The organism is Moorena producens PAL-8-15-08-1 (genome assembly GCF_001767235.1).
Lineage (GTDB): Bacteria > Cyanobacteriota > Cyanobacteriia > Cyanobacteriales > Coleofasciculaceae > Moorena > Moorena producens_A.
Genome location: NZ_CP017599.1, coordinates 6,081,152 through 6,095,449 on the forward strand (window position 1 = coordinate 6,081,152; position 14,298 = coordinate 6,095,449).

Sequence of the window (14,298 nt, forward strand, 5' to 3'; positions counted from 1 at the left end):
ATGTTTATTTGTGTGCTAGGCAATTACTTCCGAGGATTCTCAATCCGGCGCAGGGTAAGGCGGGACAAGTTCGTAGTTCCAGTGTGGAAACCAATCATACAAATGGCGAGGTATTTTTCATATCTGGCAACCACTTTCTCACCCACCAGATTTACGGCTTCTTTACGGTTCGCTTTTAACCTTTTTAGCCATACCTTGAGGGTTCGTTCGTAGTGTCCCCTGTCATTCTTCAGGGCTACAATCTCGAAAATTGTCTCTGTTGCTTTCGCAATGTCCGCTAGACGAGGTAAATCAGATTCCGGAAATATTTCCTCAGCAAAAAACTTACTGAAGTCTTCTCTTCGCGAGTTCTCATAGACGATGGTTTGGATTGACATACAACCACCTGGTTTTAGCCACTCATGACAGCGCTGAAAAAATGTCCTATAGCACTCTATTTTTTGCTCTTGCGATAGTTCCAGTTTAGCAAAATGCTCAAAGGCACCGATTGATATAATTGCATCGAAAGGTTCTTCGGGAAAGTAGTCAGACCAACTTTTTAAGTTAACTTCAATTCCTGGCTGGTTGAACGACTCAATCCACTCTGCCTGAGCCTTACTCAATGTCAGACCTACGGCATGCTCGACATTGTGCATTTCCACAAGGCGTTTCAGGGTGCCACCCCAGGCACAACCCACATCTAATACTCTTTTAGCACCCCTAGCTCGGGCTTGGTTGATATGAAAATCAATCTTTCTTAACTGCGCTGATTCAAGGGTGTCATTTTCTTCCCAAAGGGCAGAATAATAGGCGTTAGTACTATGATAAAGCCAAAGTCTATAAAAATCATTACCTGCATCATAATGATGCTGGATTGCCTCAGCCGAGGCTCCCTTGTAATCAATTATATCTGCCTGATTCGAACCATCGGGATTTATAGTTTTCACAGAATTCATAACATTATTTTATTTTTTATAAATTAATTTACGTGAGTTAATATCCTTTTCATAAACTGACTATTTTATATCAAGTTTAGTTGATGGATTCATTCCTTTAAAAATACAGGTACTTACCTCTTTACTTAGCCTTCTATTGCTAGATGCTGAGCCATAGCTTGAATAGTGGGATAATCGTACATTAGGGTTGGATCTATCTCTGAGCCCAGCCAATCTTCAAGGTCACCAGTTAGACCAACTGCTGCAGAAGAATCGAGACCATAGCGATCAAAGGGAATTTTCACATCTATCTCATCTGATTCAATTTCCAGCAGTTCGGCCAGATAGGAGACTAACCAGGCTTGAATATCTGCTTCACTTCCAGGCTTCTTGGGTGCATCTCCATTGCCATTGTTATTTTCAGAAACTGTAGACATCTCCTTAAGTTGAGAAGTTTTGAATTCCATTGTTTTAATCTCCTTAGTAATTTTGATTAGTACACTTTAACCGAATTGTTGAAAGATAAGCTAAGCAGCCTTTTTAGCCTCTATCATTCCTGCTGTAGGAGTCTTAACCTCCCAAACTAATCCAGCGAATTCAAGAGTACGAATTATCCAATAACCCAGGTCAATTTCCCACCATTGCAATCCAAACTTTCCTGAATTCGGAAAAGCATGATGGTTGTTGTGCCAAGCTTCGCCAAAACTGGGGATAGCTAACCAGAGATTGTTTGTACTTTGCTCGCTAGTATCAAAGGGACGGCTGCCATAGAGGTGGGTGATTGAGTTGATGCTCCAAGTGACATGATGTGCCAAGAAAATTCGGACAAGCCCCCCCCACAGGAATCCCTGCCAAGCTCCCATCCACGTCCCTGTCACAACTCCACCCAGAACACCGGGGATGGCAAGTCCCAGAATTACCCAAGTTAGGTACAATTGGTTGACTTTGGCAATGGCAGAGTCTCGCAGTAAGTCCTTAGCAAAGACTGCTGCATTTGTTACCTCACTATTCAGCATCCAGCCGATATGGCCATGCCATAGTCCGCGAATACCTTCGTAAAGGTGAGGTGAATGAGGATCTCCGGACTGGTCACTGTACTGATGATGTCGTCTATGGTTGCTTACCCAGTGAATGACCGGACCTTGAGCAGCCATAGAACCAAGGATGGCAAAGATGATTCGGACTGCAATATTAGTCTTGAAGGCGCAGTGTGCGAAGTGTCGGTGAAAACCGACAGTAATTCCGATAATAGTCAAAGCGTACATGCTGATCAACAGTGCTACTTCCACTGCACCAATCCCGGATCGCCAAAGTAGTCCAATTGCCAGAACCGACCCTAGAAAAGGAATTAAAACAGTGGCCAAGGCAAAACGTCTTTGTAGTTGTTTTAAGTCATCATTGCCTATCGTTATTTTCTTTCTTGAACTTGTAACAGACTCAAATTTTGCTGTGGTGTCCAACTGCATCAACAATACTCCTGATAAGATCTAGTGATTTCCTGTTTCACAACTATTTACAAGCTTGTACTTTCTGTAATAAGGATTCGAAATCAGCTTGTAAATCCCGAAACTTGGTTTTTCCCTGAGGATTGAGACTCCAATCCCCGACCACATTCAAACTACCAGTGAGAAACTCAGCCCGACAGGCCTGACGGCGAATTTTACCGCTAGAAGTCTTGGGAATGCTGCCGGTCTTAACCAAAACCATGGCATAAACCTGTAGAGCATGCTCTGCCGTCACCGCCTGACAGATACTTGCTGCTACCTCTTTCACATCCAGCTTCCGTAGGTAACTTCGTTCTACCTCCTGAACAATCACCAGTCGCTCTGACCCTTTGAACTCCACCGTAAACGCCGCCCCACAATGAGGGCGCAGTGCTGGGTGACTCTTCTCAACTGTCAGTTCGATGTCCTGGGGATAATGGTTTTGGCCTCGGATGATCATCACATCTTTGATTCGTCCAGTAATGAACAACTCCCCATCCAGCAAAAATCCCAAATCTCCTGTGCGCAGAAACGGCCCTTCTTGACTATCTGCATGGTTTGCATGAAAGGTCTCCTGGGTTTTCTGTGGTTTCCTCCAGTAGCCCATCGCCACACTCGCTCCCGACACCCAAATCTCTCCGACTTGTCCTGGTTCACTCGGAGTTAAGGACTCCGGGTTAACGATAATTACTGTTGTGTTCAGGTAAGGACGACCAACACCAACAAAAACTCGACTTTCATCCGAGGAAATTTCAGTCTCTACTACCGAATTTTGCTCAAGTTCTCCTGCTAATACCCCTTGGATCACCGGCGATTGAGTCTTTTCACCACCGGTAGCAAATAAGGTAGTCTCCGCCATGCCATAGCAAGGATAAAAGGCACTGTAGTTAAAACCACAGTTCGCAAATTTTTGGCCAAATTGCTTCAGAGTCTCTGCCCGTAATGGTTCTGCCCCACTGTAAGCTAAATCCCAGCTGCTCAAGTCAAGACTAGCTAATTGTTCTGGTTTAACTTTTTTGAGGCATAAATCATAAGCAAAATTGGGTCCGCCACTGGTAGTCGCCCTATACTTAGAAATCGCCTTTAACCAACGAATCGGCTTCTGCAGAAATGCCACTGGCGGCATCAGAATACTGGGGAATCCTCCATAAATCGGCTGTAGGACGTGACCAATCAATCCCATATCATGGAACAATGGCAACCAACCGACACCAATACTCTGTTCGCTATGACCAAATGCCTGATGGATTAACTGCTGGTTGTGGATGATATTGCCATGGCTCACCATTACCCCTTTCGGTTTTCCTGTGGAACCAGACGTATATTGCAAAAACGCCAAACTCGACTGTGTTACTGATAATGGTGCAAACTCTTGACTATCAGCAACAATGGTATCGGTAGCTACCAACTTCAACTGCGCTAATTCAGCTTCCTCTTCCCACCTTTGCTCAATGTCAGCCAATATCGATGTGGTGGTCAGTGCCACATCAGCTTGAGCATCATTAACGATAGAGAGCAAGCGAGACAATTTCTGATTGCGTCTGGGAGGATAAACGGGAACCGCGACTACCCCAGCATATAAGCAGCCCATAAAAGCGCTAATGAACTCTAATCCAGAAGGGTATAACAGTAAAGCGCGTTCTCCTTGCATTGATTGCAGATGGGCTGCGATCGCTCTGGCTTGTCTATCTAATTCTCCATAGGTAAAACTTCCTGATTCTGTTTCTCCGTTTTGTAGAAAGATATAGGCACGCTGCTCAGGCATCGCTTGCGCTCTGTCGGCTAATAAATCAACTAAACTCAAGAATTTAGACTCAACATTATTGGGGAAATAATTTATACAAGTCGCCACTATGCTCCGCTCCTGCCTTAGTAACCAATTCAAAACTATTGCTTGCTATAATGTCCAAAACTATTGGTAGAAACAAAACTTGGACATTCTTTCTTTTGCTGCCCATTCCCTAGGGCTCCCACGAAAGCGTGGGAGCGCCCCTCTATTGACCGTTAGTTTAGGATATTGAGAATAACATGAGTGTAGCTATCTTTGGAGTAGTTTTCGCTAATCCTTTTGGAGTGGTTTTAACTAATCCTTTTCTATAGGAATTCAGGAATACCGCTGATTTTTATTTACCACTTTAGTTAATTTTTAACCATCACCAAACTCAAGCTTGTAATTACAAGCTGCTAAGCACCTACATAGAATTAATTGCCTACTCCGAATCTCTATAACCCTGACCCTGAAATGCTTTGAGTTTTTAAAAATGTGCAATTAATTTTGTGTACTTGCTTATTATCGCTACAAACTAGCTAGATATTTTTTTGCTATTTTATTCTTGATGCCAAGGGTGATCTTCGGAAACCCCTATCACCGACTGCATCAAGACAATTAGAATGATAATTATAAAGATAAATAGTTATTCGCGCTCTTGGTTCGCGTTCCCTAGGGATCCCAGGAAAGCGCCGGGTCGCACCCCTGCTATTTAAGCTCATGAGATAAATTTTGCCTGCTGGCTAGGCTTTTGTCTATAGAATAACCAAGCCAATAACTTAAAGATAAATAACGACTATTTAGTGCTGGATAATCAGTTTTAGGTAAATACCTTACAACTAACTTGACAAGTTCTAGGAATGAGTATACCATGATTATTAACTATCAAAGATTAATGATTTTCCCAGTTATATCATAACTTGGGATATTTTTTGTTTGAACGTTGCTTTTGTTTCCAACGCTCGACACCTATAGGTTAGTAGCTAATAGTACTCGTACCTTACTAAGTGGCGTCATGATAAGTAAGTGATTGTGGGTTTAATTTTAGAGCATCGGATAACATTATATAGTCAAACAACACGACTTGGCAAGTTAATCGATCAATCTAGCTAGTTTTCACTGCTCAGGGTAGGGGTGCAAGTTAGAGTACACCCATCTTGTCAATCAACTGGGTATAGTTATCAATAAACCTGGCATTATTCTACTTGTTGACGAAATACCAGATAGTTGATACATGTAGTGTTTATTGACTGAAAACAACACAATATTAGGATATATAGGACTCCAAAAATTAGATGGTTTTTTTCTGGAGTAAAAGTTAAACACATCTTATTTGGAAATCCCTACTAGTAGATCGGAAATTCATATCTTAGAGATTATTTCAAGGGAGATTAACTCTATAGGCTCCTATTTGGAGTTACCCATATCTGTAATCAAGTTTTGGAATAACCTAAGACTCTAGGGAGTTTTAAGCACCCTATTTAACCAGGCAACCTCAAACTTGGCAAGCAAGGGTACCATGAACAACGCCAAGACAGATATCTTGACGATGGGGGCAGAATTACACTTACCACCCATTTATTTTGTTGTTCTTTGGATATTATACTAATTGATTTACTCGAAAAAATCAAGTCCTATGAAGCATTAATTGTCAATAATGAAGTCATTATGAAGGATGACAGATGAATTCTAAAGTAACGATTAAGAGATCATATATAATAACTTATACCACATTTTATACTTCATTTCGAAGAATAATCAAGTTACAGAATGGTAAGAGCTAATTTATAAAGTAAATATACAAAAGTAAAATTAACTGTTGAAATAGGGAGCAGGGAGCAGGGAGCAGGGAGCAGGGAGCAGGGAGCAGGGAGCAGGGAGCAGGGAGCAGGGAGCAGGGAGCAGGGAGCAGGGAGCAGGGAGCAGAGGGACTTTTGGCAACTTTACACAAGTTATACCAAATCCGTTTGTCAAAACCCCTTTATAAAAATAGACCAAATTCTTGTATGCCAGGAATCTATGGCTATGCGGATCAGGGGGGTATGGGAACAGGATTTGGTATTAATATAGCGATGCAGAGGTGCGACCCGTGGCGAATTTAATTCGCCACGGGTCGCACCGCTATCTCCCTATCTCCCTATCTCCCTACCTCCCCACCAATCGCATTTGAGTCCGACGCAAGAAACAGCCCTGCTTATTTAAGGGGGGTTAGGGAGGATTCCTTCTACCTTAAAGCAGCCCATTTCTTTCACGAATCAGATAGGATTGCTATATAGCAATAACATCTGTTTTAGCGGCTCTTACGGACTTACTCTGAAAAACTGTTAGTTAAAATCACTCCAAAGATAGCTATACCTGGATTTTATACTTCAAGCTTATAAACTAACCGTAAATAATTTTTAAAACTATTGCTTAGCAATAATTTTCGAGATCATATAGATAATTTAACATATAGCTTTTTTCATACCTATGAGGTACAATCTGGATTGGCGCTTATTGCCTTAAGACCTTCCTAATTCAGGATAGCTGCCTTCTGCCTTCTGCCTTAAAAAGATCAGCTTTGTCATCATGACGCTGAGAATTGCTATAACAGATACAGAAAAGCCTTAAATAATGGGTCTATTGGCTTGCTGTTTAACAATTTCCCACAGATTTGCGCTGCGCTGACGGGAGCTGGCTAGCTGGTCATGGGAGGCTTTCAATTCTGCACGATATATTCCTTCAAGGGTACTGAGTTTATTGTCATATAGTGTTTTTGCCTGACGCTCAATTTCAGCCTTGCTAGCATCTAGTGGCACCTCAATTCTAATCAAAAACGAACCACTGCTCTTCTTTTCGATAGCTTGGATTGATAGGTATTCTTCACCGTATTCTTCCCTGAGCTGTTGAAAGGAAAGCAAAAAAGCTTTCCAGTCAATACCATCACTGAATGTCAGGTCAACAGTTTCCAAGGCTTTCTGAAACAGATAAGTAAAATCTCCTGGGGCAAAGTTCTGAGTTTCATTCTTAGGGCGACGTTCAATGAATTTGTCTTGTGTATAGTCATATTTTAGATAAGCATACTCACAAATCACATGCTTCAGCTTCGTGCCCTGATTAATTTTCCAATCTTCCAGACAAGCTCCGGTAAAGATTACTTCAGTAAAATTACAGTCTAATGCTTGAGTCCTAATCAGGTAAGCTTCCCTCAGGTCAGCCTTGGTAAGGTTAGCTTCGCTCAAATCAGTCCCGCTCAGGTCAGCCCCGCTCAGGTCAGTCTTGGTCAGGTCAGCTTTATGGAAGTTAGCTCCACTAAGGTCAGCTTTGCTTAGGTTAGCTAGGCTCAGGTCAGCTTTGCTCAGGTCAGCCCAACTGAGGTCCGCACCTCTGAGGTCAGCCTGGCTGAGGTCGGCATTTCTAAACTCAGCCAGACTGGGGTTAGCACCACTAAGGTTAGCCCTGCCAAGGTAACACCCACAAAGGTCTGTTTTGCTGAGGTTAACTCTACTGAGGTTAGCCTTGTAGAGGTTAGCAGAGCGGAGCTTAGCTTTGCAAAGGTCAGACTTGTAGAGGTTAGTCTCTATTAGGTTAGCGCCGCTGAGGTTAGCCTCGATCAGGTTAGCCTTGTAGAGGTTAGCAGAGCGGAGCTTAGCTTTGCAAAGGTTAGCCTGGTTAAGGTTAACCTTGATCAGGTTAGATAAACAGAGGTTAGCCTCAAGGAGATTAGCCTCACTGAGGTTAGCCCCTCTTAGGTTAGCCACATTGAGGTCAACTTTGATCAGGTTAACCCGCCTGAGATCAGCCCTACTGAGGTCAGCCCCTCTGAGGTTAGCCTCACTCAGATCAGGCTCTAGGTTAGGATTCTCCCTCCGCCACTGATTCCAGGCATCTATCCCTCGTTTGAGCACAGCCAAATGCTCTTTGTCTGCCATGATGCAATTCGATCCCACGATACAAAAAAACGCTAACAATAGGGCAGCGTCATGGTTGCTTCTGCTTCATCCTAGTCGTGTCAGCACTATCCAGTCCACAGGTATTAGGGTCTGAATATATTTGTCCACACGGATGCTATAGGCACCCTTATATCTAACACCATACCCAGTTATCCCCAATCCTTCCGGAAATTTTTTAGATGAATTACCACAACTTGCGATCGCTTTACTAAGGGCGGGAGTCCTAAGTAGCGCTTGCTTCTGAGCAAAGGGCGATATCTATAGTTATGGTTTTAGCTGATCTGACAAGTTTTTTTCTTGACAGCATTTCTGGTATTTAAAATTTCATCATACTAACTAATTAGTAGTGGCACAATTATGCTGAATTATAGCATTGATAAAATAGGTGAGGTACATAAGTTTGGCATTTTAGGGAACAGGGAACAGCGGAACAGGGAACAGGGAGCAGAGAATAGGGAGTAGACAATCGGGAATATCAAAAAATCCTGTGTACCTCATCAAGATTATTATATAGCATTTTTTTGTGTTGTGAACATACTGCCTTAGGGAAAGGCAAGAGGCAAGAGTCAAGAGGCAAGAGGCAAGAGGCAAGATTTAATCAAGTAAATAGAAATTTTTGCTAGTTTTAAAAACAACTGTAATAATTGTTTAAATTTGATTTCTAAAAACTAGGGTATATCCAAAATAATATAGCATAGCATTATATCAATAAATTAATTAAAAAAAATTAATATCAGAACTTATAATAATCAATTTCAGTCCTAAAAAAAAATATGACTGTTCCCTGTTCCCTGTTCCCTGTTCCCTTTGCTAAAGATTATAATTCAACTACTAATCACCAAGATTTTCTGATGGCTGACATCACACTAGGGGATTTAATCACATTGATTTTCCGAGAGATCACTGACACATTGGAAAAAACAAGTGATCGGGGTAGTGATCGGGGTGCTGAACCATTGAAGTTACAGGTCACTGATGTGGATGTTGAGATTCCTGCCCATCTACGCCTGCAAACTGACCCCCAGTCTTTACCAGAAAAGTCAACTAGAGTGATAGTGACAATGCCATCAGCTCGTGAAACAGAACCAGTTGGTCGTAATGGTCGTATCCGAATCACTATCACTACTGATACCTAGTTGCATTCAAACAGAGCAGATTGGTTGGATAGGGAGATAGGGAGATGGGGAGATGGGGAGATGGGGAGATAGGGAGATTGGCGGAAGAGAAAGTTGTACGTTTGACCGCAACTTGGTATGAAGACAAAAGGTAAAGGATAAACTATTGCATGTATAGCAGTTCTACATTGGCTGAGGTGCTCCGCCCTTGGGGTTGCTCGGGAGTAAGAAGTTGGGAGTAGGGAAGTCAGAAGAGGGAACTTCGGATCGATGAGTACTGATGAGTCAGTAACAGAGGATAACCAAGAATGGCAGCTGGCGGAATTGGTGGATGCGATCGCATCGGAAATTGACCATGCGGCAGATACTCTGTCCCTCAAATCCTATGCTCGTGGTAAGTCTTTGGCTATCAAACAGCTAAACCTGGATTTGGAAGTAACAGTGCGCCGTGGTCGAGATGGGGAAATTTGGTTTCGGACGGTTGTTGATCCCAAGGAAAATGGTGCTACTGTTCTCAAATTGGATTTTACCCAAGTACTACAGAGTCAGTTGGATGGGTTACGTAAGCCTCTAGACCGACCAGTAGATAACCGTCCTCTGGCTACGTTACCAGATATTACTGATGCTGAGATCAAACAACTAAATGCGATCGCAATTTACTCCGTTGATGACCTAGAGCGCTACACCCAAACCCCAGCAATGATCGCCGAAGTTAGCCGCAAAACTGATATTCCCGACCCACGGATTCGGATGTGGCGACAACTCCCATTCTTGACTGAGGTGAAACCAGCTAAATCACCGCCAGGGAGTAGTGTGGTGATTGAAGGGGGTAATTTCGGTTCTGTGCCTTCACCCGATGCTCTAGTGTGGTTTCAGGGTCAGCCAGCTAAAATCATCAGTTGGAGTGAGTCCCGCCTGAGTGTGATTATGCCCCAAGTCAGGGGTGTTGGTGTCCTATTTGCTGTGATTGATGGTCAAACTACCAATACTCTTCCTTGGGAAGCCACTACTATTGATTTATTGGTGCGTGACATTATCCTAAATCCTCCATTACCAGTAGCAGGGGATTTAATTACATTAGAAGCAGATCTAATTAATCAAGGAAGTAGCCCAACCGGTTCTTTCCAAGTTGAGTGGACTATCAACAATCTATCTGACCTTAGTCCCCATGGCACCTTACAACCAAATCAGCGATCGCAAGACAGCAGCATTCGTCATCAACTGAGGTTCAAGGCTGGCTTCCATATGATCCGCTTCACGGCTGATCCACAACAACAACTCCCCGATATCAACCCAAGCAACAGCACCTTTACCAAAAAGATTTGGGTCAAATCGCGCCAAGAGCTTACCATTGCTGATTTTCGTCCGATTAAGACCCTTGACCCTTTGCTTAACCCAACCCTAGGACCAGCGGATGTATTGAGTCTGGTGTTCCGGGGTTTATGTCGTTTTAATTCCTTACGTGGGTTGCTGGTTCCCGATCTTGCGGTCAAGTGGAAGCTAGAAACTGTAGACAAGATCACTAAAATCCTTTATTTCCAGCTTCATGACAACCTACGTTTCCACGATGGCACCCCTCTAACCGTTGCTGATGTTGAGTTCACTTATCAGGTGCTACGGAAAATTGACTCACCCTGGCGCAAACTGGTTTTGACAAGCATCAGGGATATCAAAGTCGTAGATCAAAAAACCATTGCGTTTACATTACAGTCTGCCCCCCAAAGGTTACCCTCTCAATTCCATGGCCTCAGGGCAATTGATTCAATTGAGCCTGTAACCAAACCTCCTATTGATCCCCAACTTTTAACCGTGGGAATTGTACCGCGCCATGGTTACGGTACAGAACGCTTTGGGATAAAGCCGATTGGGACTGGACCATTCCAAGTTGAGACCTTCGGTTCTAGTGGCATCGAGTTGAGTGCTTTTCCAGACTATTGGCAAGGCACACCACGATTTGATCAAATTGTCATTCCCGTCATCTGTGATCACAACCAGCTGCTCGATATGGTGCTAGGCCATAAAGTCACTGCAGCAGTAATACCCTACTCAAAAGACCTGGCCAAGACCTTGAGGGAAAACAAAGAATGGACTGTCGTGCCTCTTCCCCAATCTCAACCACAGTTACTACAAGTACAATCGACTAGGATTCAGGAGCGGATGCCCAATCCTTTCAATACAAACTGGAATGCTCATCTGTGGTACAGCACTTCTGAATCGGGTGAGGTACAAAGTTCTCGGTTGGAAGGAGTAGGGAGTAGGGAATCGGGAGTAGGGAGTAGGGAGTAGGGAGTAGCTATACAAGGACACAGGTCAAGTCTACCGGATTTCACTTTAAAATTTGCTAATCTGTTGAGGTGCAAATCAACTAAAAAACGATCAGAGTGTCTAAGAGCTGTATTATTTTTTAATGTTGCTTGACCTTGAGCTTATTTTGATGGGAATGCCATGACTAACTTGCCTGAGCCTCTGCCACCCAATCAGCCTGAACATAGTAACAACGGTAGTGCCAAGAACTCAGCCAATGGTCATTCACCACCATCTCCTCCCGAAACTCAAGAGGAGCAACATTTATCAACCCTGCCGTTGTCAAACCTGCCCAATAAAGCAACTATTGGATCGGTTACTCCTGCTAATCGCTCCGTAAGCCTAATTATTCTCACTGCGATCGCTATCATGATTTTTGGGATAGTGATTGATAACCTCTGGATTGGGATCTCCGGAGCTACTGTGGCGTTGCTGGTTTCACTGCCAGTGATTTTACCGGTTCTCAAGCAATGGCTTACGGATTTGTTGCCACCACCACAAAGAATCAAAGTTATTGCCTCGATCGGAGTGGTAGCAGCAATAAGTGGCTTACTGAAATTTCTTGGTGTTTACCAAAACATCAGCCATTGGTTGGTTCAAATTAAATGGGATGAATTTGGGTCATGGGCTGAATGGGTGGGTGCTTTGGGACAGATTTTGATTGCCGTCCTAGCAGTATTCATTGCTTGGCGACAATATGTCATTTCCAAAGACCTGACTATCCAGCAAAATATGATTACTCAGCAGCAAACCATTGATGCTTACTTTCAGGGAGTTTCAGATCTAGCCTTAGATGATCAGGGATTGCTAGAAGATTGGCCCCAGGAGAGGGCATTTTGCGAAGGAAGAACCGCTGCTATTCTCAGTAGTGTGGATGCCCATGGGAAAGCCAAAGTGCTCAGATTTTTGTCCCAAGCCCGTTTACTGACTCCCCTCAGACGGGATAATCATTTAGGACGCCCCATGTTGGATGGGTATGGAGGATACCAAGAAGACCGAATTTATGGTATCAGGGTTATTGATCTGAATGTAATGTTAGCTGGATCAGACCTGAGTTATACAGATTTGCGTTGGACAGAACTCGGCGAAGCTAATATGGTCAGAGCCAATCTCAGCTTCTGTGACTTAGTGCAAGCGAATCTATCCCGCACTGTTTTATATGAAGCCAACCTCACTGGTGCTGACCTCAAGGGAGTCCGGCTATTTTATGGTTCAGTAGAAACTGCCAGTCCCCGCAGTCGTACCCATCCTCCTGACTATCGCACTGGAGCTTACACCGGTGCAGTAGTTGAAAATGTTAACTTCACCGGTGTCCAGCGGATGGATGAAAAGCAGCACTACTACTGCTGTGCTTGGTGCGGTGAAAAGTCAAGAAAAACCATCCCGGGTGGTTGTCAGGGAATTCCTAATAAATTAGGGCGCTAGAAGGTCGTTAAGGTTGTTCGCGTAGCGTGGCCAAAGGCCAAGGTTGAAGGTTTTTAAGGTTGAAGGTTGAAGGTTTTTAAGGTTGTTCGCGTAGCGTGGCCAAAGGCCAAGGTTGAAGGTTTTTAAGGTTTAAGGTTGAAGGTTTTTAAGGTTGAAGGTTTTTAAGGTTGAAGGTTTTTAAGGTTTAAGGTTTTATAGAAAAGCTGCAACTTGCCACCTTTAACCTGTAACTTACCACCTGTAACTTACCACCTGTAACTTACCACCTGTAACTTACCACCTGTAACCTTGGCCTTTGGCCACGCTACGCGAACAACCTTCAACTTTCAACCTGCAACCTGTAACCTCTAACTTTAAACCTTCAACCTTCAACAAACGATGAACCCAACCTATTCCCTGGTTATTCCTGTATATAACGAGGAAAACAGTATTTCAGAACTGTACCGACGCATCTGTACAGTAATGGATCAGTTGGGGGAGGTGGAGTTAATTCTAGTCAATGATGGCAGTTGCGATCGCTCTCTAGAGCTGATGCGAGACCTTCATCAAAAAGACCCAAGGGTATGTTACCTAAGTCTTTCCCGTAACTTTGGTCATCAAATTGCTGTCACTGCCGGTCTAAATTTTGTGCGGGGTCAAGGGATTATTGTCCTAGATGCTGATTTACAAGACCCACCAGAGGTCATCCCAGTGCTAGTGGAAAAATGGCAGCAGGGTTATCAAATTGTTTATGCTCAGCGCACCCAGAGACGTCGTGAAAGTTGGTTAAAGCGCTTTCCGGCTTACCTATTTTATCGTTTACTGCGCCGTCTGGCCAATGTCGAGATTCCCTTAGATACGGGGGACTTTTGTTTAATGGATCGACGGGTGGTTGATGTACTCAATGCTATGCCAGAACGCAACCGTTACGTGCGGGGATTGCGTTCTTGGGTAGGGTTGCGGCAAACCTCTGTTTCCTATGTACGTGACCCCCGCTTTGCTGGTGAGATCAAGTACACCATTCGTAAATCCCTAGCCCTAGCAGTAGATGCACTGGTTTCTTTTTCCAAAGTGCCATTGCGAATCGCTACTTATCTGGGATTATTAGCAACAGCGATCGCGCTATTAATGGCAGGGTTAGTGCTTTACTGGCGGATTTTTGAACAGAATTCTCCGGTGACTGGGTTTGCCACCATTATGATTTCAATTTTCTTTTTGGGAGCAGTACAGTTAGTATCTATTGGGATTTTGGGGGAATATGTAGGACGGATTTATGAAGAAGTTAAAGGAAGACCATTGTATGTTTTATCAGAAGTGAGGGGGTTTGGGTCGGAATGAGTATCAAAGTAAGGAATCAGCTGACAGCTATCAGCTATC

11 protein-coding genes are annotated in these 14,298 nt (G+C 43.6%); 4 read left to right on the forward strand and 7 right to left on the reverse strand.

What is annotated here, in order from left to right; all coding sequences use genetic code 11:
- Positions 1-23 precede the first annotated feature (23 nt).
- The 7 genes from BJP34_RS40575 to BJP34_RS40580 form a co-directional block, all read right to left on the reverse strand.
- Positions 24-935 carry an SAM-dependent methyltransferase gene (locus BJP34_RS40575; protein ID WP_070394218.1) on the reverse strand — a complete coding sequence of 304 codons (912 nt, stop codon included), beginning with the start codon at positions 933-935 and terminating at the stop codon, positions 24-26.
- 125 nt (positions 936-1,060) lie between these two features.
- Positions 1,061-1,381, reverse strand: a complete 321-nt coding sequence (locus BJP34_RS22210; RefSeq protein WP_202972007.1) for an acyl carrier protein — start codon at positions 1,379-1,381, stop codon at positions 1,061-1,063.
- Between the two features lie 60 nt (positions 1,382-1,441).
- Entirely contained in the window at positions 1,442-2,380 is a 939-nt protein-coding gene (locus tag BJP34_RS22215) for an acyl-CoA desaturase (RefSeq protein WP_070394219.1), read from the reverse strand.
- 43 nt (positions 2,381-2,423) lie between these two features.
- Entirely contained in the window at positions 2,424-4,202 is a 1,779-nt protein-coding gene (locus tag BJP34_RS22220; RefSeq protein WP_267876339.1) for a fatty acyl-AMP ligase, read from the reverse strand.
- 1,744 nt (positions 4,203-5,946) lie between these two features.
- Positions 5,947-6,117: a hypothetical protein gene (locus BJP34_RS44080; RefSeq protein WP_158517386.1), complete on the reverse strand. Its 171-nt coding sequence runs from the start codon at positions 6,115-6,117 to the stop codon at positions 5,947-5,949.
- Between the two features lie 655 nt (positions 6,118-6,772).
- A complete protein-coding gene (locus tag BJP34_RS22225) occupies positions 6,773-8,095 on the reverse strand; it encodes a pentapeptide repeat-containing protein (RefSeq protein WP_149031113.1) in 1,323 nt (440 codons plus the stop codon).
- Between the two features lie 411 nt (positions 8,096-8,506).
- On the reverse strand, positions 8,507-8,689 hold the full coding sequence (locus BJP34_RS40580; RefSeq protein WP_149031114.1) for a hypothetical protein: 183 nt from the start codon (positions 8,687-8,689) through the stop codon (positions 8,507-8,509).
- Between the two features lie 182 nt (positions 8,690-8,871).
- Here BJP34_RS40580 and BJP34_RS22230 point away from each other — a divergent pair, with 182 nt between their 5' ends.
- From BJP34_RS22230 to BJP34_RS22245, 4 genes are all read left to right on the forward strand, one after another.
- A complete protein-coding gene (locus BJP34_RS22230; RefSeq protein ID WP_070394222.1) occupies positions 8,872-9,234 on the forward strand; it encodes a hypothetical protein in 363 nt (120 codons plus the stop codon).
- Positions 9,235-9,483: 249 nt separating this feature from the next.
- Positions 9,484-11,499, forward strand: a complete 2,016-nt coding sequence (locus BJP34_RS22235) for an ABC transporter substrate-binding protein (protein WP_070394223.1) — start codon at positions 9,484-9,486, stop codon at positions 11,497-11,499.
- A gap of 159 nt (positions 11,500-11,658) precedes the next feature.
- Positions 11,659-12,942, forward strand: a complete 1,284-nt coding sequence (locus BJP34_RS22240; protein ID WP_070394224.1) for a pentapeptide repeat-containing protein — start codon at positions 11,659-11,661, stop codon at positions 12,940-12,942.
- A 378-nt stretch (positions 12,943-13,320) separates the two neighbouring features.
- Positions 13,321-14,259, forward strand: coding sequence for a glycosyltransferase family 2 protein (locus BJP34_RS22245; protein ID WP_070394225.1), 939 nt, complete (start codon positions 13,321-13,323; stop codon positions 14,257-14,259).
- Positions 14,260-14,298: the final 39 nt, after the last annotated feature.

Bases quoted from the DNA above. Each gene is read 5' to 3' on its own strand.
- BJP34_RS22235 (WP_070394223.1), top strand. From the start codon at position 9,484: ATGAGTACTGATGAGTCAGTAACAGAGGATAACCAAGAATGGCAGCTG.
- BJP34_RS22230 (WP_070394222.1), top strand. From the start codon at position 8,872: ATGACTGTTCCCTGTTCCCTGTTCCCTGTTCCCTTTGCTAAAGATTAT.
- BJP34_RS22245 (WP_070394225.1), top strand. From the start codon at position 13,321: ATGAACCCAACCTATTCCCTGGTTATTCCTGTATATAACGAGGAAAAC.
- BJP34_RS40575 (WP_070394218.1), bottom strand. From the start codon at position 935: ATGAATTCTGTGAAAACTATAAATCCCGATGGTTCGAATCAGGCAGAT.
- BJP34_RS22210 (WP_202972007.1), bottom strand. From the start codon at position 1,381: ATGGAATTCAAAACTTCTCAACTTAAGGAGATGTCTACAGTTTCTGAA.
- BJP34_RS22240 (WP_070394224.1), top strand. From the start codon at position 11,659: ATGACTAACTTGCCTGAGCCTCTGCCACCCAATCAGCCTGAACATAGT.
- BJP34_RS22215 (WP_070394219.1), bottom strand. From the start codon at position 2,380: ATGCAGTTGGACACCACAGCAAAATTTGAGTCTGTTACAAGTTCAAGA.